Annotated in this window: 18 protein-coding genes; 13 read left to right on the top strand and 5 right to left on the bottom strand. The window is 66.5% G+C overall.

Annotated elements, in window-relative coordinates:
* The first annotated feature begins 598 nt into the window (after positions 1–598).
* From ACFTSA_RS10100 to holA, 4 genes are all read left to right on the top strand, one after another.
* On the top strand, positions 599–784 hold the full coding sequence (locus tag ACFTSA_RS10100; protein WP_377951127.1) for a hypothetical protein: 186 nt from the start codon (positions 599–601) through the stop codon (positions 782–784).
* A 177-nt stretch (positions 785–961) separates the two neighbouring features.
* Positions 962–2,020 carry a ComEA family DNA-binding protein gene (locus tag ACFTSA_RS10095; RefSeq protein WP_377951126.1) on the top strand — a complete coding sequence of 353 codons (1,059 nt, stop codon included), beginning with the start codon at positions 962–964 and terminating at the stop codon, positions 2,018–2,020.
* Position 2,021: 1 nt separating this feature from the next.
* The gene (locus ACFTSA_RS10090) at positions 2,022–3,971 is read left to right on the top strand and encodes a ComEC/Rec2 family competence protein (RefSeq protein ID WP_377951125.1); all 1,950 of its coding nucleotides are present in this window, start codon (positions 2,022–2,024) and stop codon (positions 3,969–3,971) included.
* Complete coding sequence (holA, locus tag ACFTSA_RS10085; protein WP_377951124.1) at positions 3,908–4,921, top strand: DNA polymerase III subunit delta; 1,014 nt, start codon at positions 3,908–3,910, stop codon at positions 4,919–4,921. Before ACFTSA_RS10090 ends, holA begins: the two co-directional genes overlap by 64 nt.
* Positions 4,922–5,118: 197 nt before the next feature.
* Here holA and rpsT read toward each other — a convergent pair whose 3' ends face one another.
* A complete protein-coding gene (gene rpsT, locus ACFTSA_RS10080; protein ID WP_003800822.1) occupies positions 5,119–5,379 on the bottom strand; it encodes a 30S ribosomal protein S20 in 261 nt (86 codons plus the stop codon).
* 185 nt (positions 5,380–5,564) lie between these two features.
* Entirely contained in the window at positions 5,565–6,164 is a 600-nt protein-coding gene (locus tag ACFTSA_RS10075) for a type II toxin-antitoxin system PemK/MazF family toxin (protein WP_377951123.1), read from the bottom strand.
* A gap of 182 nt (positions 6,165–6,346) precedes the next feature.
* Between ACFTSA_RS10075 and lepA the strand changes: the two genes are divergently transcribed.
* The gene (gene lepA, locus ACFTSA_RS10070; RefSeq protein ID WP_377951122.1) at positions 6,347–8,200 is read left to right on the top strand and encodes a translation elongation factor 4; all 1,854 of its coding nucleotides are present in this window, start codon (positions 6,347–6,349) and stop codon (positions 8,198–8,200) included.
* Between the two features lie 36 nt (positions 8,201–8,236).
* A complete protein-coding gene (gene hemW / locus ACFTSA_RS10065) occupies positions 8,237–9,466 on the top strand; it encodes a radical SAM family heme chaperone HemW (RefSeq protein WP_377951121.1) in 1,230 nt (409 codons plus the stop codon).
* Between the two features lie 87 nt (positions 9,467–9,553).
* Here hemW and ACFTSA_RS10060 read toward each other — a convergent pair whose 3' ends face one another.
* Together ACFTSA_RS10060 and ACFTSA_RS10055 are read right to left on the bottom strand one after the other, a co-directional pair.
* Positions 9,554–9,973 (bottom strand): DUF4870 domain-containing protein, encoded by a 420-nt coding sequence (locus ACFTSA_RS10060; RefSeq protein WP_003800826.1) that lies wholly within the window; start codon positions 9,971–9,973, stop codon positions 9,554–9,556.
* A 174-nt stretch (positions 9,974–10,147) separates the two neighbouring features.
* Complete coding sequence (locus tag ACFTSA_RS10055) at positions 10,148–11,002, bottom strand: DUF3097 domain-containing protein (RefSeq protein WP_377951119.1); 855 nt, start codon at positions 11,000–11,002, stop codon at positions 10,148–10,150.
* Between the two features lie 223 nt (positions 11,003–11,225).
* Between ACFTSA_RS10055 and hrcA the strand changes: the two genes are divergently transcribed.
* Genes hrcA through ACFTSA_RS10040 form a run of 3 tightly spaced genes read left to right on the top strand, consistent with a single transcriptional unit; the run spans position 11,226 to position 14,198 of the window.
* Positions 11,226–12,239 (top strand): heat-inducible transcriptional repressor HrcA, encoded by a 1,014-nt coding sequence (gene hrcA, locus ACFTSA_RS10050; RefSeq protein ID WP_377951118.1) that lies wholly within the window; start codon positions 11,226–11,228, stop codon positions 12,237–12,239.
* A gap of 58 nt (positions 12,240–12,297) precedes the next feature.
* The gene (gene dnaJ, locus ACFTSA_RS10045; protein ID WP_377951117.1) at positions 12,298–13,425 is read left to right on the top strand and encodes a molecular chaperone DnaJ; all 1,128 of its coding nucleotides are present in this window, start codon (positions 12,298–12,300) and stop codon (positions 13,423–13,425) included.
* A gap of 2 nt (positions 13,426–13,427) precedes the next feature.
* Positions 13,428–14,198, top strand: a complete 771-nt coding sequence (locus ACFTSA_RS10040) for a 16S rRNA (uracil(1498)-N(3))-methyltransferase (RefSeq protein WP_377951116.1) — start codon at positions 13,428–13,430, stop codon at positions 14,196–14,198.
* A gap of 52 nt (positions 14,199–14,250) precedes the next feature.
* Here the strand turns inward: ACFTSA_RS10040 and ACFTSA_RS10035 are convergent, their stop codons facing one another.
* The gene (locus ACFTSA_RS10035) at positions 14,251–15,168 is read right to left on the bottom strand and encodes a GerMN domain-containing protein (RefSeq protein WP_377951115.1); all 918 of its coding nucleotides are present in this window, start codon (positions 15,166–15,168) and stop codon (positions 14,251–14,253) included.
* 345 nt (positions 15,169–15,513) lie between these two features.
* Between ACFTSA_RS10035 and ACFTSA_RS10030 the strand changes: the two genes are divergently transcribed.
* Genes ACFTSA_RS10030 through era form a run of 4 tightly spaced genes read left to right on the top strand, consistent with a single transcriptional unit; the run spans position 15,514 to position 19,342 of the window.
* Complete coding sequence (locus ACFTSA_RS10030) at positions 15,514–16,614, top strand: PhoH family protein (protein WP_377951114.1); 1,101 nt, start codon at positions 15,514–15,516, stop codon at positions 16,612–16,614.
* Positions 16,598–17,071, top strand: coding sequence for an rRNA maturation RNase YbeY (gene ybeY / locus ACFTSA_RS10025; RefSeq protein ID WP_306923804.1), 474 nt, complete (start codon positions 16,598–16,600; stop codon positions 17,069–17,071). The genes ACFTSA_RS10030 and ybeY overlap by 17 nt, the downstream gene beginning before the upstream one ends.
* A complete protein-coding gene (locus ACFTSA_RS10020; protein ID WP_377951113.1) occupies positions 17,068–18,399 on the top strand; it encodes a hemolysin family protein in 1,332 nt (443 codons plus the stop codon). Before ybeY ends, ACFTSA_RS10020 begins: the two co-directional genes overlap by 4 nt.
* Positions 18,383–19,342, top strand: a complete 960-nt coding sequence (gene era, locus ACFTSA_RS10015) for a GTPase Era (protein WP_377951112.1) — start codon at positions 18,383–18,385, stop codon at positions 19,340–19,342. Before ACFTSA_RS10020 ends, era begins: the two co-directional genes overlap by 17 nt.
* The last annotated feature ends 138 nt before the right edge of the window (positions 19,343–19,480 follow it).

The following is a 19,480-nucleotide window of genomic DNA, read 5'->3' as shown; positions in this document are numbered from 1 at the left end:
CCGAACACTCAACGCAGCAAACCCTACCCCCTGCAGCGCTTGACACCCATAGAAGGGTCAACACGGCCTGGCAACCAGCCGGCGCCACCCGCGACGCCCCACCGGGTTGGATCTCACCGTCGGGCCGGTACTACAAGGCCGAGTACCAGGACTGGGAACCAACCACCTGGCCAGAACCACCGCCCGGCTGGCAGGAACCACCACCAGTCCAGGACTATCAGGAGCCGGGTGATTGGCCCGACCCTTTGGAGGGGCCAGGCGGTTCCGATGGCTTCGACGAGTTCGATGGCCAGTTCGGACTCGCGCGGGATCAGGGCCACGAATCCCTTGAAGCCCCCGAGGACCTTGACGGGGTCGGGAGCCCGATGGCTTTCGCCGTCCCTGAACCACCGCTGCCGGTTGGTCCATGGCCCTACTGGTCATCCAAAGCGGCCTAGGAAAACGCCTGCCACTATCGCGCCGCCGCAACCCGCTGCCACTTGACGTGTCCCCGCAGGGCCTGCCCTAGTCGGGGCGCCCAAGACGCTGCCCACTTCTCATGCCCTAGCAGTGCCCGCCAGCCGGTAGTACAGTCTCCCCACCAAGCAAGGAGGCTCCCATGTCCATGCAAGTCCACCACGTCGCCCAGCTGGACCGGGATGTGGCCGAGGAAGTCACAAAATGGCTGAAATACTTGAAGGGCCAGGTGACCAGCGTCCAGTTCCTCACCACCACCATCCCCGATCCCAAGGAGCCGGAGAAGTGGCGCGTCCAGTACGAGGCGTACATCACCTATCAGCGGTAGCGGCGGCTATCCACATGTCGCAATCCACATAGGGCATTACGGGACTGTCGGGAGGGCTGACCGTTCCCTAGCGTGGTGGATATGTCACGCCGGATCGCTGGAGCTTCAGCCAGCGCTGAGCCGCGCGCTGGCGAGGAGAGCCCAGGCCCGGGGCGTTCAGGTGGTGGACGCCGCTCCATGCAGGGAAGGGAAACAGATGGGCGGGCAGCCAGAAGGCTGGCGGCCTCACTCGGGCCGCCTGCACCCGGCGTTACAGGTAATGCCGGCTTCACCGTCGATGAAGAGCCCGACCAGCAGCCCCGCAGTGACGCCATCGGACTGCTGGAGGCGGGCACGGGAGCCGGATTCGCATACGGTAAGAAGTCCACTTCCGCCGGGTCCGCGGTGTCCGGGGAAGTGGCCGAACCGCGGTTCCGCTGGCGCCTTGGCATTCGCGCCGCAGCATTGGTGGGCGTGCTGTCCCTGATTGCCGGGGCGTTGCTCTGGTGGCAGGTGGCTGCCAACGGACCTGTAGTCCTTCCGCTCAGCTCGGTGACCCACGATGCGACCGGGACGCCGGCCACCGGCGCATCTGATCGACAGGGCAGTAGCGCGGACGGCAGCGGCACGGAAAGCACCGGGCCAACCGGCGACGGGAAAGACACCGCGGGTAAAGACACCTCCGGGAAAGACGGTGAGGGGGCTGGCTCTGACGGGACGAACAGCGATGGGGTAGCCGCGAATGTCGTGGTGCACGTCGCGGGAGCGGTGAAGAAAACCGGAGTGGTCCGGCTCCCGCGCGGAAGCCGGGTGCATGAGGCCATCGCCGCGGCCGGGGGCGCCCGCCCGGAGGCCGACCTCGACCGCCTTAACCTCGCTTCCCCGCTGGAAGACGCCCAGAAAATCTACGTGCCGCGCCGCGGCGAGGCGGCACCGGCTGAAACGACCGGTGCCGCGCCTGCGGACAAATCCGGCACGGCCGGAACATCAGGAGCGGACGGCACATCAGGACCGGAAGGTGCCCCCGCCGATGGAACCGGCGGGCCTGCAGGGAACGGTGCCGGCGGGAAGATCAACCTCAACACCGCCACCGTGGAGGAACTCGGCGAGTTGCCGAGGGTTGGCCCGGTTCTGGCCCAGCGCATCGTTGACTGGCGGACGCAGCAGGGCCCCTTCAAGTCGCCCGAGGAACTGGACGCCGTCGACGGAGTCGGTCCTAAAATGCTGGAAACACTGCTTCCGCTGGTGACCGTCTGACATGGAAGGCAGGACCGCACGGGCGCCCAGCCGCTGGCAGCGGTATGTCCAGGCGGCTGTTGATTTCCCCAGGGCTAACGACTTCGCGCCAGAGGATTTCGCGTCCGGTGATTCTGCCGCCATCGAATCCCTGCCCTCACAGGCTCCGTCCGGGCCCGGTCCTGCTCATGGCCTCAGCCAGAAAATCCGTGCGTCCATCCGCCGTCGTCTGCTCTCAGGGCAACAGGACGCGGCCGCATCCGAACCGAACCGGCGCCGGACCGATCTTCGCCTTGCCCCGGCCGCGCTGCTCGTGTGGGCCGCCACTGTCGCGGGGCCATGGCTGACGCCAGTCAGCCTTCTGCATATGTGGGGCAGTCTTGCCGCGTGTGCCGGAGTGCTGCTGGCGATCATCCTGCGCAGGAAGAAGGCCGGAGGGCGCTGGCGGCGCAGTTTCCTGACCACCCTCACGGCGGCTCTCATGCTTGCAGCGGCATCGACTGCCCACTCTGCAGTGTCAGCAGCCCAGCGTCACGACGAGCAGGTGGCAGGACTGATCGCCGGGCGGGCGTCAGTTGTTGCGGAAGCCGAGATCACCGGGTCTCCGCGGGCACTCAAGACGCCCGGCCCCTCCGGCCGAGCCGAACGATGGGCCATCGGGGCGATGGCCCGATCGTTAACCTCTGGAGGTCAGGTCACGCATGCCCATCTGCCGGTGGTCATTATCGGCGGGGAGGAGTGGCAGCAGGCAGGCGCCGGGCAGTTGCTGCGCGTCACGGGAAAGCTCCGGTCCCCGGACCCTGGCAGGGTGGAGGCTGCGATCCTGACTGCGTCATCACCGCCTGTCCGGCTCGCAGCATCGCAGGATTGGCAGCAGGCGCCGGCCGCCTTGGGCAAGCGGTTCGCCTCTGCCGCCGATTGGCTGGATCCCGACGCGAGGGGACTCCTGCCCGGCATGGTTACCGGCGATACCGGCGGCCTCGACGAGGAACTCGAGACAGCCATGAAAACCGTGGGCCTCACGCACCTGACAGCGGTATCCGGTGCCAATTGCAGCCTGATTCTTGGTGCTCTGCTGTTGGCGGCACGCTCGCTGCGCGTGGCCAGGATTCCGGCCGCAGCCCTCGCCCTCGCAGGCCTCGGCCTGTTCGTCCTCATGGTGGGTCCCGATGCGAGCGTCCTCAGGGCATCGCTGATGGGTGCCATTGCGTTGGCATCCCTGGCAGGTGGCCGGGCCGGCCGTGGACTGAGTTTCCTTTGCCTCGCCGTGATTGCCCTGCTGCTCCTGCAGCCGGAACTGGGCGTCAGCTTCGGGTTCCTGCTCTCCGTCCTCGCCACGCTGGGGATTATCGTGCTGGGCCGCTGCGTCATGGGCTGGTTTCCAGCAAGGGTGCCGCGCTGGGCGGCTGCAGCTGTTGCCGTGCCACTGTCAGCCCAGGTGCTGTGCGGACCAGTCATTGTGATGCTGCAGCCACAGTTTTCCACTTACTCACTGCTGGCCAACGTGCTTGTTGCCCCGCTCGTAGCACCAGTCACCATCATGGGCACCGCTGCCGTGGCGCTCCTGCCTATCGCGCCGTGGCTGGCCACCGTCCTGATCGGTGTTGCCGGCTTCTTTGCTGGCGGGGTGGCAGCCGTCGCCCGGTTCACCGCCGGACTTCCCGGCGCCGCGCCGCCCTGGCCGGAGGGCGCGTTCGGGTTGCTGACCATGCTGCTCTTCTCTGTGGTGACCTTGCTCGCCGTGTGGATGGCTGCCCATCCCGGCCGGACCGTCAGGCTGGTCTTCGCCGCGCACGCCGGCGCTGCCCGCATCCTCGACCGGCTGCCCGAGGTGAGGCTCCGCCGCGCCGGCCCCAACGATCATGGGAGACTTAGAGTCTGCAATCTGAACTCCGGGAGGAATCACCAGTGGCCGCTGCCCAGCAACGACCGAAGACGCCGGCAGCTAACATGGCGTCGTGGCGGGACGTAGCCCCTGCGGCGGTCGTCCTGATCACGGGTCCCGAGGAGTATCTCGGCATCCGTGCGATGGACCGTGTCCGGACACAGGTACGTGCCGCTGCACCGGACGTGGAAGTCACCAGGCTCACTGCCGGCTCGTATGAGGCCGGTGCGCTGGCCATGAATGTCAGCCCGTCACTGTTCGGCGAAAGCAAGCTGATCGAGGTGGACGGCCTCGAAGCGATGAACGACGCCTTCCTTGCAGACGCACTGACTTATCTCAAGCACGTGGAGCAGGACGCTGTCCTCGTGCTCCGTCACGGCGGCGGAACCCGCGGCAAGAAGCTCCTCGATGCCGTGAAAGCCGGAGGATGGCCGACCGTCGACTGCCAGCCGCTGAAGAAGGATGCGGAAAAGACCGCCTTCGTTACGGCGGAGTTCAAGGCCGCCGCCAGGCGGATCACCCCGGAGGCAGTGCAGTCCCTGGTCAACGCCGTCGGCGCCAACCTGTCCGAGCTGGCGGCCGCGTGCAGCCAGCTCATAGCGGACGCCTCCACAGCCGTTGATGCTGACATGGTCGACCGCTACTACGGCGGCAGGGTCGAGGCGACAGCCTTCAAGGTGGCCGACGCCGCGATGGCAGGCAACGGGCCTGTGGCCCTGTCCACCCTTCGGCATGCGCTGGCCACCGGCGCCGATCCGGTGCCGCTGGTGGCGGCCCTGGCGGCGAAGCTGCGGACAGTCGCCAAGGTCGCCGGCGCCAAGGGCTCGGCAGCGCAGATCGCCAAGCAGTTGGGCATGCAGCCGTGGCTGGTGGAGCAGGCCCAGCGTGACGTCCGCAGGTGGACGCCGGAGGGTCTGGCACGGTCCATCCAGGTCACGGCCGAAGCTGACGCGCAGGTCAAGGGACTATCGCGTGATCCGGTGTACGCGGTGGAGCACGCCGTGACGGTGATAGCGGCTGCTGCCCGCGGGCGTTAGCCCGGCGAGGCGGCAGCAGGACGGCTGCCGGCGGACGCGGAACGACTCGGAAGTCACCGGACTCAGTAGGCAGAAGCCGCCGCCGGAACCTGCCGTCGGAAATCAAACCGGGAGTCCCGCCGTCGGAAGTTTAAAAGAGAAGTGGCCGGCACCAATGGTGCCGGCCACAAGCATCAGTTCAGATGAACTGGAAAACCTTAGAGTGCGTTGACCTTCTTGGAGATCGCCGACTTGCGGTTTGCAGCGTTGTTCTTGTGCAGAACACCCTTGCTGACAGCCTTGTCCAGCTTACGGCTGGCAGAAACGAGCGCAGTAGTAGCAGCTTCCTTGTCGGAGGACTCAACGGCGGTGTTGACGGCGCGGATGGCCGTCTTCAGCTCGGACTTGACTGCGTTATTGCGCAGGCGAGCCTTCTCGTTGGTCAGGATGCGCTTCTTCTGGGACTTGATATTTGCCACGTGTGAACTCTCTTTGTAATGCGGAAATGGTCTAGAGGGCTTTCAAGCTGGCCTTGACTGAGCGGCGTGGGGATACCTATGGCGGCCAGCCATCAGTGACCGTCGACCTGCACGGACACACAACTATAAATGTTAGCAGGTCGGAGGCATGTGTGGCCATTCCGCGCAGGGACGGCGCGCCCGCATCAGTTCCAGCCGTGCAGCCGACGCAACTCGTCCGCCACCAGCCTAAACTTATTCCGCTCCAGCACCGACCCCTCGCGCCGGATGTCGGCCGGGTGAATCTGCAGGACGCGGTCCAGCTTGGCCTCGCTGGGGCGGCCTTGCCTGTCCCACGGCCCGGTGCCGATGTCCACGTAATCGAGGCGGGCACGCGGGCGGCCATCATGGTCTTTGCCGGTCAGCATTAGGCCCAGCAGATATCTGCCGTGGCTGCCCGCCAGAAGGACCGGCCGGTCCTTGCCGCGCGAATAGTCCTCTTCGAAGGGAACCCAGGTCCACACGATCTCGCCGGGGTCCGGGCGCCCGTCGGGAGAGGGGGAGTAGCGCAGGGTCGCCGTGCCGGTGAAGTCGCCCGGGTAAGTCCCCGTGACGCCGGCCGGGAGCCGGGCTGCATCTCCGGCCCTCCCGCAGGCGGCCGCAGGAGCGCGCGTGGCCGAATGGGTGCAGGCGGCCGCGGCAGTACGCGTTCGTGCCGGAGTGCGGACCGCCGGCTGCCTCAGCACGCCGAGGAAGCGGAGCGAGGCGCGGAGGGCGGAGCCGATCGAGGAGAAGTTCAGGGCCATGCGGGCCACCATACCGGCGCGGGCTCCGCGGCAGCCCGACATCCGGGTGTGCGGGCCGCGCAAAATGTACTGCCAGCGCCCGGGACGTGGGAGACTAGAGGTTCAGATATTGCGGCAGGCAGCAGGATGGCCAGAGTTCAGCCTGAACAACGCCGCTGAAATGCCAACAGTAAGGACCCTGCGTGTCTCCCATGGCCCGCACCGCCCCGGTGCCCGCCGCGACAGATCCGGCCATTATTCGGAATTTCTGCATCATCGCGCACATTGACCACGGTAAGTCCACCTTGGCCGACCGCATGCTGCAGTTCACCGGTGTCGTGCAGTCCCGCGACATGAAGGCCCAGTATCTGGACCGCATGGATATCGAGCGGGAGCGCGGTATCACCATCAAGTCCCAGGCTGTCCGCATGCCGTGGGAACTGGACGGCGTGAGCTACGCCCTGAACATGATTGATACTCCGGGCCACGTGGATTTCACCTACGAGGTGTCCCGTTCCCTGGCTGCCTGCGAAGGCGCCGTTCTGCTGGTGGACGCCGCGCAGGGCATTGAGGCCCAGACGCTGGCAAACCTGTATCTGGCCATGGAAAACGACCTCACCATCATTCCGGTCCTGAACAAGATCGACCTGCCGGCAGCCCAGCCAGAGAAGTACGCCGCCGAACTCGCCAGCCTGATCGGCGGCGATCCGGAAGACGTGCTGCTGGTGTCCGGCAAGACCGGCGTGGGCGTTGAGGCCCTCCTGGACAAGATCGTGCGCGACCTGCCCGCACCCGTCGGCGACCCGGACGCGCCTGCCCGGGCCATGATCTTTGACTCCGTCTATGACACGTACCGTGGCGTGGTTACCTATGTTCGCGTTGTGGACGGCATGCTGCACCCGCGTGAGCGCATCCAGATGATGTCCACCAGGGCCAGCCATGAACTCCTGGAAATCGGCGTCAGCTCCCCGGAGCCAATACCCTCCAAAGGCCTTGGTGTCGGGGAGGTTGGCTACCTCATCACCGGTGTGAAGGACGTCCGCCAGTCGAAGGTGGGCGACACCGTCACCAACCTTGCCAAGCCTGCCTCGGAATCACTCAGCGGCTACGCCGATCCCAAGCCCATGGTGTTTTCAGGCCTCTACCCGCTCGACGGCACCGACTACCCGGTGCTGCGCGACGCCTTGGACAAGCTCAAGCTGAACGATGCAGCACTGATCTACGAACCGGAAACCTCCGCAGCACTGGGCTTCGGCTTCCGCGTGGGCTTCCTTGGCCTGCTGCACCTGGAGATCGTGCGTGAACGCCTCGAACGCGAATTCAACCTGGACCTGATCTCCACCGCACCGAACGTGGTCTATGAGGTCACACTCGAGGACAAGAACGTGGTCACGGTGACGAACCCCAGCGAGTTCCCCTCCGGAAAGATCAACGAGGTCCGCGAACCCATGGTGGCTGCCACCATCCTGGCCCCCAACGAGTTCGTCGGCGCCATCATGGAGCTCTGCCAGGGCCGCCGTGGCGTCATGCGCGGCATGGACTACCTGTCCGAGGACCGGGTTGAGCTGCGGTACTGGATGCCCCTGGCCGAAATTGTCTTCGACTTCTTCGACTTGCTCAAGTCCAAGACGCGCGGCTACGCCTCGCTGGACTGGAAGGCCGACGGCGAACAGGTTGCCGACCTGGTCAAGGTGGACATCCTGCTCCAGGGCGAACAGGTGGACGCCTTCAGTGCCATCACCCATAAGGACAAGGCGTACGCCTACGGCGTGATGATGACCGGCAAGCTGCGCGAACTCATTCCCCGCCAGCAGTTCGAGGTGCCCATCCAGGCGGCTATCGGTTCCCGGATCATCGCCCGTGAGTCCATCCGCGCCATCCGCAAGGACGTCCTGGCCAAGTGCTACGGCGGTGACATCTCCCGTAAGCGCAAACTGCTGGAAAAGCAGAAGGAAGGCAAGAAGCGCATGAAGATGGTGGGGCGCGTGGAAGTGCCGCAGGAGGCCTTCATCGCCGCCCTCACCACCGACGAATCCAAGGACAAGGCCAAGAAGTAGTGATGACCGTGGCCCGAACCTCCGGAGGCCGCACGCATGCCTAGCGTCCTTCCCCTGGGTGACCCCGCGCCGTCGGACGGACTGCTGCCGCTGCAGGCGGCGGACGGTGCGGCCAACCGGGCCTTCGGGCTGTACGTGCACATCCCGTTTTGCGCGGTGCGCTGCGGTTACTGCGACTTCAACACCTACACCGCCACCGAGCTCGGAGGCGGTGCGTCCCAGGACGCGTACGCCTCCACCGCCATCTCGGAAGTGGATTTTGCCGCGCGGGTCCTGGAGGAGTCGGGCCTGCCTGCCCGCAGGCTGAGCACCGTCTTCTTCGGCGGCGGCACGCCTACTCTGCTGCCTGCCGAGGACTTGGCGCGGATCCTCCGTGCCGCCATTGACACCTGGGGGATCGAACCCGGTGCCGAGGTGACCACCGAGGCCAACCCGGATTCCGTAACGCCGGAGTCATTGCAACTGCTGGCGGACGCGGGCTTCACCCGGGTATCCTTCGGGATGCAGTCCGCGGTACCCCACGTGCTGAAGGTCTTGGACCGCACCCACACCCCAAGCCGCGTCCCGCTCGTGGTGCAGTGGGCACGTGACGCCGGACTGGCTGTCAGTCTGGACCTCATCTACGGCACGCCGGGCGAATCCCTGGAGGACTGGCGCTTTTCGCTCGAGACCGCGCTGTCCTACAAGCCGGACCACATCAGCGCTTACGCGCTGATCATTGAGGACGGCACCAAGCTTGCCGCCCAGATCCGCCGCGGCGAAGTTCCGGAAATCGACGACGACGACCATGCCGACAAGTACGAACTCGCCGACAGGATGATCTCCGACGCCGGCCTGCACTGGTACGAGGTCAGCAACTGGTCCGCGACGGCGGAACAGGCGTGCCGCCACAACCTCGCGTACTGGCGCGGGGACGACTGGTGGGGCATCGGCCCGGGGGCGCACTCGCATGTGGGCGGGGTGCGCTGGTGGAACGTCAAGCACCCCACCGCCTATGCCGGCCGGCTCGGCTCAGGTGCCTCGCCGGCAGCCGGACGCGAAACGCTCGACGCGGAAACGCGGGGCGTCGAAAAGGTGATGCTGGAAGCCCGGTTGTCCTCGGGGCTTGAAACCGCCGCACTCTCGCCGTCCGGTAGGAAGGCCGTGGCCGGGCTGATCGCCGACGGCCTCGTGGTGCCGGAAGATGCCTTCAGGGGCCGACTGGTCCTCACCCTGAAAGGCCGCCTCCTGGCGGACGCCGTGGTCCGCAGGCTCCTGCCGGACTGACCGCTTAAAGCCAATGCGGGGTCAGATACCGCCCAAAATCCTTACTGGATTGGGCTGTATCTGACCCCGCATTGTTCTGTTGAGGCGTTACTTGATCCAGCGCAGGTTGTACTGGTACCGGTGCGGCTGGCCCTTGTTGACGTGGACGCCGGCGGACACCGCGAAGCATGTCAGCGCAATCCAGATGAGTGTGGCCACGACGGCGAACAGGTTGCCGACGACCGGAAGCAGCACCAGCAGGTTGGCCACGAAGGCCGCAATCGTGGGTGGCAGGGTGAAGTTGAGGGCTTCCTTGGACTCCTGTGCGGTGAACGGGCCGCGGTCGCGGAAGATGAGGTAGATCAGGAGCGCCGGAACGCAGCCGAGGATGCCGCCGAAGTGTGCCAGGGTGGCCCACTGCCGGTCCTCGCTGGCCGTCAGCGGAAGTGCGTTGGCCGGAACGCCATGGTACTGGGGCAGGTCCTGGCCGGACTGGGTGTCCCTGCGGTCGCGAGCGTCTTCTGCCACGGTGTCTTCCTTTAGCTTGCGTTGGTGCGTTGGTGCGTTGGTGCGTTGGTGCGTTGGTGCTTTGGTGCTTTGATGCGGCGCCGGCCCGCGGTGCGGTGACGCCGTACCAAGGATACCGGGCCGTACGCGCAATCGCGGGCTCAACGCCGAACCCGGGGGCGTAGCGATGAAAATTTAGGGCACCGTTAGGAAATCGATGACCTCTTCGACCCGGCCCAGCAGGGCGGGCTCGAGGTCAGCGTAGGTGCGCACGGCACCGAGGAGTTTCTGCCAGCCGAGGCCAATGTCCTCCTTGGTCTCGTGCGGCCAGCCGAAGGCGGTGAGGATGCCGGTTTTCCAGTCCGTGCCGCGCGGCACCACGGGCCACTGCGGAATGCCGAGCACCGACGGCCGGATGGCCTGCCAGACGTCGACGTACGGGTGGCCGACGATCAGCACGTTCCCGGCGGCCCCGGGGGACGCCATCACAGCGTCGGCGATTCTGGACTCCTTGGAATCCGGGACCAGATGGTCCACCAGGACGCCCAGCCTGCGGCCGGGACCGGGGCGGAACGAAGCAACGGCCGCCGCCAGGTCATCGATGCCATGGAGAGGTTCGACGACGATGCCCTCCACCCGGAGGTCGTCGCCCCAGACTTTTTCCACCAGTTCGGCGTCGTGCTTGCCTTCAACCCAGATGCGACTGGCCTTGGCCACCTGTGCCCGCTGCCCTTCCACACGCACCGAACCCGACGCCGTCCGGCCGGTCGTGCCTGACCCTGCGGGTTGCGCTTTGGGAGCCGGGGGCATCAGCCGGATCGGCTGGCCTTCGAGGAGGAAGCCGAAGCCCAGTTTGAAGGACCGGGACTTTCCGCGGCGGTCCTCAAGCGCCACCACGTGCATGCCGCCGGACTTCTCCACCCGGGTTACCGCGCCCACCCAGCCGGACTGGACGTCCTCGAGTACCATGCCGCGCTCCACCGGCACCTCCGGCAGGCTGTTCTTGGCGGGCGCGGCCATCTCCTGCGGGCCCCAGTTCTGGTACTGCATTTGTTCACCGCTTTGCATTAGGAAATTGCACAGGAAAGAGCCGCTCCGGAGGCGGGGATGCCACCGGGGGACAGGCGCCCGGGATTTCGCCCGGAGCGGTACCAATGCTAACAACGCAGCGACTCATATTAGACTTGTTAGCACTTAGGCATGTCGAGTGCTAACAACAGCGTCTGCGGGCAGGATCAACGCGCGGCGCGGTAAGGCCAAAAGGAGGTGGACTGTGAGCGAACCACGGAAGCTTGAGGTGCTGCGCGCCATCGTGGAGGACTATGTCCATTCCCGCGAACCCGTCGGCTCCAAGGCCCTGGTGGAACGGCACCATCTGGGTGTCTCCAGCGCCACGATCCGCAATGACATGGCGGCGCTGGAGGATGAGGGCCTCATCACGGCCCCGCACACCAGCGCAGGCAGGATCCCCACCGACAAGGGCTACCGCCTGTTCGTCGACCAGATCTCCGCGGTGAAGCCGCTCTCCCCGGCGGAGAAGCGCGCTATCCAGACCCTGCTCGAGGGGTCGGAGGATCTCGACGACGTCCTGGACCGGACCGCGCGGCTCCTGTCCCAGCTGACCAACCAGGTCGCCGTCGTGCAGTACCCGCACCTGAGCCGTGCGGTGGTCCGCCATATCGAATTCGTGCTGCTGGCGCCGCGGAAGGTGCTGATCGTCCTGATCGCCGATTCCGGCAAGGTTGACCAGCGCGTGGTCGACGCCGGACAGGACCTGTCGGACGATACGCTCTCCGCTCTGCGCACCCGGTTCCTGACCGGTGTGGCCGGAACGCCGGTGGCCATCCTGCCCCAGCACCTGGCCGCCGTCGTGGCGGGCTGCACTCCGGCCGAGCGCCCGGTGGCCATGGCCCTCGGCAAGGGACTGGAGGGCCTCGCCCACAACAGCCGGGAAGACCGGATGGTCCTGGCCGGAACAGCCAACCTCGCGCGGTCCAACGTGGATTTCCCGCTCAGCATTGGGCCCGTGCTGGAAGCGCTCGAGGAGCAGGTGGTGATGCTGCGGCTCCTGAGCGACATGGCGCAGGACCCGCGCGGCGTGGCGGTGAGCATCGGCCGGGAAAACCCCTACGACGGACTGGCCGAAGCCTCGGTGGTGGCCACCGGCTACGGTCCTGACGCCAGCGCCAAGGTGGGCATCCTCGGACCTACCCGGATGGACTATCCCACCACCATGGCGGCCGTCCGCGCGGTGGCCCGCTACCTTTCGAGGATTCTGGGACCGTGACCGCACGCCCCGGATATCCTCTGACCACAGGCAGTACAACCAGGAAGAGATACGAACTTTGAGCAGCCACTACGACGTTCTCGGAGTCTCCGCCGAAGCCACTGGCGAAGAGATCAAAAAGGCCTACCGCAAGCTGGCCCGCTCACTCCACCCGGACGTTAACCCGGGCGAGGATGCTGCGGAGCGGTTCAAGGCCGTCACCCACGCCTATGAGGTGCTGTCCGATCCGCAGAAGCGCAGGGTCTACGACACCACCGGCAATGAGAACGGCACCGACAACGGCTTCGGCGGTGGTGGCTACGCCGGGCAGGGCTTCGCGTTCCAGGACATATTCGACACCTTCTTCGGCGCCGGTGGCACCTCCGGGCCGGCGTCCCGGGTCCGCCGCGGCCAGGACGCGCTCATCAGCGTCCGGATCGACCTGCGCGACGCCGTCTTCGGCGTCAACAAGAAGCTGGAAGTGGACACGGCCGTCACCTGCCCCACGTGTGAAGGCTCCTGCTGCCAGCCTGGCACGCATCCCGAGCGCTGTGACATCTGCGGCGGCAGCGGCCAGGTCCAGCGGGCGGTCCGCTCCATCCTGGGCCAGGTCATGACCGCAGCCCCGTGCGGGTCGTGCGAGGGCTTCGGCACGGTCATCAAGGATCCCTGCAACGAGTGCAGCGGCCAGGGCCGCATCCGCAGCCGCCGGTCCCTGACCATCAAGGTACCGGCAGGCGTGGCCACCGGAACGCGCATCCAGCTATCCGGGCAGGGCGAGGCAGGTCCCGCGGGCGGCCCCTCCGGCGACCTCTACGTGGAAATCCGCGTCAACAGCGACTCCACCTACGTCCGTGAGGGCGACGACCTGCACGCGACCCTGAACATTCCCATGACCGCCGCCGCGCTCGGCACGGAACTGAGCCTGGATACCTTCGACGGCAAGCAGGAGATCGACGTCAAGGCGGGCACCCAGTCCGGCGAGATCATCACCCTCCGGGGCCTCGGTGTCACCCACCTGCGCGGCTACGGCCGCGGCGACCTCAAGGTCCACCTGCAGGTGGAAACGCCGTCGAAGCTGGATCCCGCCCAGGAGGACCTGCTCCGGCAGTTGGCCAAGCTCCGCGGCGAGCAGTTCTCCGAGGGCAAGCTTGCGGCCAGCGGCGGCGTCTTCGCCAAACTGCGGGACCGCCTCGGTAACCTGTAGCGGTGAGCAACCCCGTATTCTTCGCCCCGGCCGGCGCGCTGGACAGCGCCGCTCCAGGATCGCTGTTCGTCCTTGACGGCGCCGAGGCCCGGCACGCGGTCACCGTCAAGCGCCTGTCCGTGGGGGAGCAGGTGGACATAGCCGACGGCGCGGGGAAACGCATCACCGGAACCGTGACTGATGCTGCACCCGCCGAACTGACGGTTGAATGCAGCTCCGTCAGGGTTGAACCGCGGCCGGACATTCGTCTGGTCCTGGTGCAGGCCCTCGCCAAGGGGGACCGGGACGAGCTCGCGATCGAAACCGCCACCGAACTGGGCATCGACGCCGTGATCCCCTGGCAGTCCGAGCGCTCCATCGTCAGGTGGAAGGGTGAGCGGGCCGCCAAGGCTCACGGAAAATGGCAGTCCGCCGTAACGGCGGCCGCCAAGCAGGCGCGCCGAGCCTGGATTCCCGAGGTGCGCCCCGCCGTCGACACCCAGGCCCTGGCCAGGGAAGTGGCGGACGCCGGCCTTGCCGTGATCCTGCACGAAGACGCGGTCACGCCGCTGCGGCGGGTCCTCGGCAAATGGTCCGAGGAGCGCCAGGAGGCGTCCGGCCCCGGCGAGATCCTGCTCATCGTTGGCCCCGAAGGGGGCATCAGTCCGCGCGAGGTCACCCGGCTGTGCAGCGCAGGGGCGGTCACGGCACTGTTGGGACCGCACGTGCTGCGGTCGTCGACGGCGGGACCGGCCGGCGTCGTTGTTGCCAGCGACGTCCTGGGCCGCTGGTAGGTCCAGCGCGCTCAGCGCCGGCGGCCGCAGCTGGCGGGGACAGCCGGCCAGCCTAGCGGACGGTGAACCCGCGCGAGTCCACGTTGAGTTCGTCCTCGGGCTTGCCGGGGTCGATCTGGGAGACCCGTACCTCATAGTTCCCGGGCGCGAGGTTCACCGTGATGCCGAAGACCCCCGAGGCGCCGGGATCAGCCGCGGCCCTGGCTTCCCCGGTCAGGTAGCTTTCCTTGTCGCCGTTGTCCTGGACTCTGAGGATGCGCCAGTGGAGCTTGCCGTTGGGGACGGTGCTGCGCCCGGAGATCTTGACCCGGCCGTCGCCGACTTCGGTGCCCTCCTGCGGATCAATGATCCACACCGGCGCCACCATTCCGGCGCTGCGGGAAGTGGGGGCACCGAGCTTGACGTGCTTGAACGCCAGATAGTCCGTGTGCCCGTCAACCAGGATGACCACTTCGATTTGCTGGCCCGCGTCAATCAGGCCGGAGCTGGCACCGGCGGCCGTTGCGGTGTACACGAGCTGCTGGATGGCCCGCTGGGCCATGTCCGCATCAAGGTTGCTGTTGAAGGCATCCGCGGAAACGTCCACCGTGATGACATTGGTGCCCGAGATCGATGTGGCGAGGTTCTTGGGGTTCTGCCACGGCGTGAAGTAGTCAGGATCCAGCGGCGTCTCGGACATCATGGCGCGCAGGGCCCGGGTGATCGGGTTCTCGTCGTCAGGAACGTCGCGGAACTCGCGGTACAGGAAGACGTTGCTGTTGCTCCGCCCGATCCAATAGACCGGCGCCTTGTTGGATGACTGGGTTGTTTCCAGCGGCGCGCTGGTTGTGGGGACACCATCCGTGCCGGCTGCCCGCCGCGACGAGGACGTCGGGGAGTTCGCGGAGGTCACCGAAGGATCGGGGTCGGCGATGCACCCGGACAGCAGCAGGGCAGCCGGAAGCAGCGCGGACAGCAGCACGGAGCGCATCCGCGGTACTTTCCGGCCCGGGGTTCCTGGCTGACTGATGCTGGCGATCCCTTCAAGTGAGCAGTTGCGTGCGGGCACGCCGGACCGTTGCCGGCGAGCTCCGTTTCCAGCATTACACGAGACATTGCAGCGCCGGGCGCCTTTCGCGGCAGGCGGCCGAACTGCAACGGGAACGATATGAGGCCGATACAAAGTTGATACCTAATTGCGGGAACGCGTTACAGAAATACGGTCCGCCGTGACCTTCCTGGAAGGCAGGCCGGGGCGTGCGCTGGCGTAAGATGTAAAGACGCAAACGAGTTATATTCCGAACTGGAGGGAACCTAAGGCCTGAGGGCCGTCACCATGACTGAATCAGCAAACGGAAAGCGCCGCCTCAACACGGGGGACCGAACCACGGGCGAATTCCCCCATACTCTCCCCGGTGTCCGGACGGAGGTGGTCATCTTCGATAACTCTGATCAGATGGTGCAGTCGCTGGGTAGCCACGACGAGGCCCTCCGCTTCATCGAGGACCAATTCCCGGCCGTCAGTTTCCACGTCCGCGGCAACGAGCTCTCCATCAACGGCCCTGCGGCCGATGTTCCGCGCATCATGCGTCTGCTGAACGAGGTCCGGGGTCTCGTGGCCCGCGGCACAGTTATCACGCCGGCAGTTCTCCAGCAGTTGGTCTCAATGCTCCGCAGCCAGTCGCTGCAGAATCCTGTGGAGGTGCTGACGCATGACATCCTCTCCAGCCGCGGCAAGACCATCCGGCCCAAGACGCTGAACCAGAAGAACTACGTGGACGCCATCGACGCCAACACGGTGATCTTCGGGATCGGGCCTGCCGGTACCGGCAAGACCTACCTGGCGGTGGCCAAGGCGGTGCAGGCGTTGCAGCAGAAGGAAGTCAGCCGGATCATCCTCACCCGCCCCGCCGTCGAGGCGGGCGAACGGCTGGGGTTCCTCCCCGGTACGCTCAGCGACAAGATCGACCCGTACCTGCGGCCGCTGTACGACGCGCTGCACGACATGATGGACCCCGAGTCCATTCCCCGGCTGATGGCCGCCGGCACCATCGAGGTCGCGCCGCTGGCCTACATGAGGGGCCGGACGCTGAACGACGCCTTCATCATCCTTGACGAGGCTCAGAACACCACGCCGGAACAGATGAAGATGTTCCTGACCCGGCTCGGCTTCGGCTCCAAGATGGTGGTCACCGGCGACGTCACGCAGGTCGACCTTCCGTTCGGGACCCGCTCCGGTCTGCGCATCGTCGAAGAGATCCTCACCGGAATCGACGATGTGAGCTTCTCTGTCCTGGACGCCGCCGACGTCGTCCGCCACCGCCTGGTGGGCGATATCGTCAACGCCTACAGCATCTGGGACGAAGCACAACGCAACCGGGTCAAGCATTCCGTTCCCCGGGAACGACGGGAGAGCACGCATGAGCATCGAAGTTAACAACGAATCCGGCATCCAGGTGGACGAGGCCCGCCTGGTGGCGCTGGCGCGCTTCATCTTCGAACAGCTGTACATCCACCCGCAGGCGGAACTGTCCATCCTGCTCGTGGACGAGCCGGCCATGGAAAAGCTGCATATCGAACTGATGGATGAGCCCGGCGCCACCGACGTGCTGTCCGTGCCCATGGACGAGCTGACCCCGGGCACCCCGGACAAGCCGACACCGCAGGGGATGCTTGGCGACATTGCCATCTGCCCGCAGGTGGCCGAGGTCCAGGCCCGGAATGCCGGGCACTCCACGCAGGACGAGATGCTGCTGCTGACCACGCACGGAATCCTTCACCTGCTCGGCTATGACCACGCCGAACCCGAGGAGAAGGCAGAAATGTTCGGCCTGCAGCGCGAACTGCTGACGGCATTCACCGGCAAAGAAGCACCGGCCGAGACCACCCAGTGACCTCCCTGCTCCTTGTCTGCATGGCGCTGGCGTTTCTCGGCGCCGCAGCGCTGCTGACGGCTGCCGAGGCGGCGTTCAGCTTCCTTCCGCGCCACGACGCCGAGCAGGCCGTGCAGGGGAGCCAGGGCCGGGCGCTGCGCAGGATCCTGGACCAGCCGATGACGCATATGCGTGCCCTGCGTTTCTGGCGGGTCTGGTTCGAGTCGGCCTCCGCCGTGGCCGTCGCCGTGCTGCTTTACAGCCTGCTGGACAACGTCTGGCTGGCAGGCCTGGCCGCCACAGGCATCATGGCGGTTCTCGGGTTTGTGCTGGTAGGCGTCTCGCCACGCCAGATCGGCCGCTCGCATCCGGCCGCCGTGGCGCGGAACTCGGCATCGCTGGTGCGGTTCCTGGCCTGGATCCTCGGGCCCATCCCCGCCTGGCTGGTCCGGCTGGGCAGCGCCGTGGCGCCGGGTTCGCCCAACGGTGACGACTCCTACTTCAGCGAGGAGGAGTTCCGCGAACTGGTTGACCGCGCCACCGAGTCGGACATGATCGAGGACAACGAGGCCGAACTCATCCAGTCCGTCTTCGAGTTCGGCGACACCCTGGTCCGCGCCGTCATGGTGCCGCGGACGGACATCCTGACTATCGACGCCGGCTCGAGCCTGCACAGTGCGATGGCGCTGTTCCTGCGGTCGGGGTACTCCAGGATCCCGGTCATCGGCGAAAACACCGACCAGATCCTGGGCATCATCTACCTGAAGGACGTGGCCGCCGCGATCCACAGCATGGACCCCGAGGCAGAACCGCCTGTGGTGGACGTGCTGGCCCGCGAGGTCCGCTATGTCCCGGATTCCAAGCCGGTGAGCGACCTCCTGCGGGAGCTCCAGAAGGAGTCAACGCACGTGGCCATCGTCATCGACGAATACGGCGGCACTGCGGGGTTGGTGACGCTCGAGGATCTGATCGAAGAGCTGGTTGGCGAAATCGTCGACGAGTACGACTCGGAGAGTGCCGCCGTCGTCGATCTGGGCGACGGAACATTCCGGGTGAGCGCCCGGATGGGGATCGACGACCTCGGCGAGCTGTTCGGCATCGAGCTGGAGGACGACGAGGTGGACACCGTGGGCGGCCTGCTGGCCAAGGCCCTGGGCCGGGTCCCGATCGTGGGCAGCGCCGTGGATATCGACGGCGTTTCGCTGCGCGCCGAGCGGCTGGAGGGCCGCCGGAACCGCGTCAGCCACATCATTGCGGCCGCTGCGCCGAAAGAACAGACTGACCTTGAAGAACTTCTCGACGAGGCCAAATCAATGCAACAGGGAGTTCCACGTGAGCAAGCAGAATAAGGCCGACGGCGGCGAACCGTTCGGCGGGTACCATGCCGGATTCTCGGTGCTGGTGGGCCGGCCGAACGCGGGCAAATCCACCCTCACCAACGCCCTGGTGGGCAGGAAGGTGGCCATCACCTCCGCCAAGCCGCAGACCACGCGGCACACCATCCGCGGGATCGTCCACCGTGAGGATGCCCAGCTGATCCTGGTGGACACCCCGGGCCTGCACCGGCCCCGCACCCTGCTCGGCAAGCGGCTTAACGACCTCGTGGCCGACACCCTCTCCGAGGTGGATGCGATCGGGTTCTGCATCCCCGCCAACGAGAAGATCGGCCCCGGTGACAAGTTCATCGCCGCCCAGCTTGCCGCCGTGGGCCGGAAGCCGGTGATTGCCCTCGTTACCAAGGCAGACCTGGTGGACCGGCAGGCCCTGACGGAGCAGCTGCTGGCCGTCGCGGAACTCGGCAGGGAAGTGCTGGGCGAGGACGGCTGGAAGGACATCGTTCCGGTCTCCGCGGCGGACGGGTTCCAGGTGGGCACGGTCGCGGACGTCCTGATCAGCCACATGCCGCCGTCGCCTCCGCTCTATCCGGACGGTGAGCTGACCGATGAGCCGGAGGCCGTCATGGTGGCCGAACTCATCCGCGAGGCTGCACTGGAGGGCGTACGGGACGAGCTGCCGCACTCACTGGCTGTGGTGGTCGAGGAGATCGTTCCGCGCGAGGGCCGGACCGAGGATAATCCGCTGCTGGACGTCCGCGTGAACCTCTACGTGGAGCGCCCGTCGCAGAAGGCGATCATCATTGGCAAGGGCGGAAGCCGGCTGCGCGAGGTCGGCACCAACGCCCGCAAGGGGATCGAGGCGCTCCTGGGCACCCGCATCTACCTTGACCTGCACGTCAAGGTGGCCAAGGACTGGCAGCGCGACCCCAAGCAGCTGGTGAAGCTCGGGTTCTGACCCCGCAGCCCCTGCCTTTCAGGGCCTTCTGCCCGCGCGCCGTGCGGCGAAGGCCTGCTCCCCAGGCGGCCAACGCCAGCGCGCCGGGCCGCGAACGCCGGATTTCCGGGGTTTTCCCAGAAACGGCTACTAAAATAG

Source organism: Arthrobacter sp. NPDC057013, assembly GCF_042674585.1.
In the GTDB taxonomy this organism is placed as follows: Bacteria; Actinomycetota; Actinomycetes; order Actinomycetales; family Micrococcaceae; genus Arthrobacter.
Note: the sequence above shows the minus strand (reverse complement) of the source record. Positions and strands in the feature narration are given on the sequence as shown.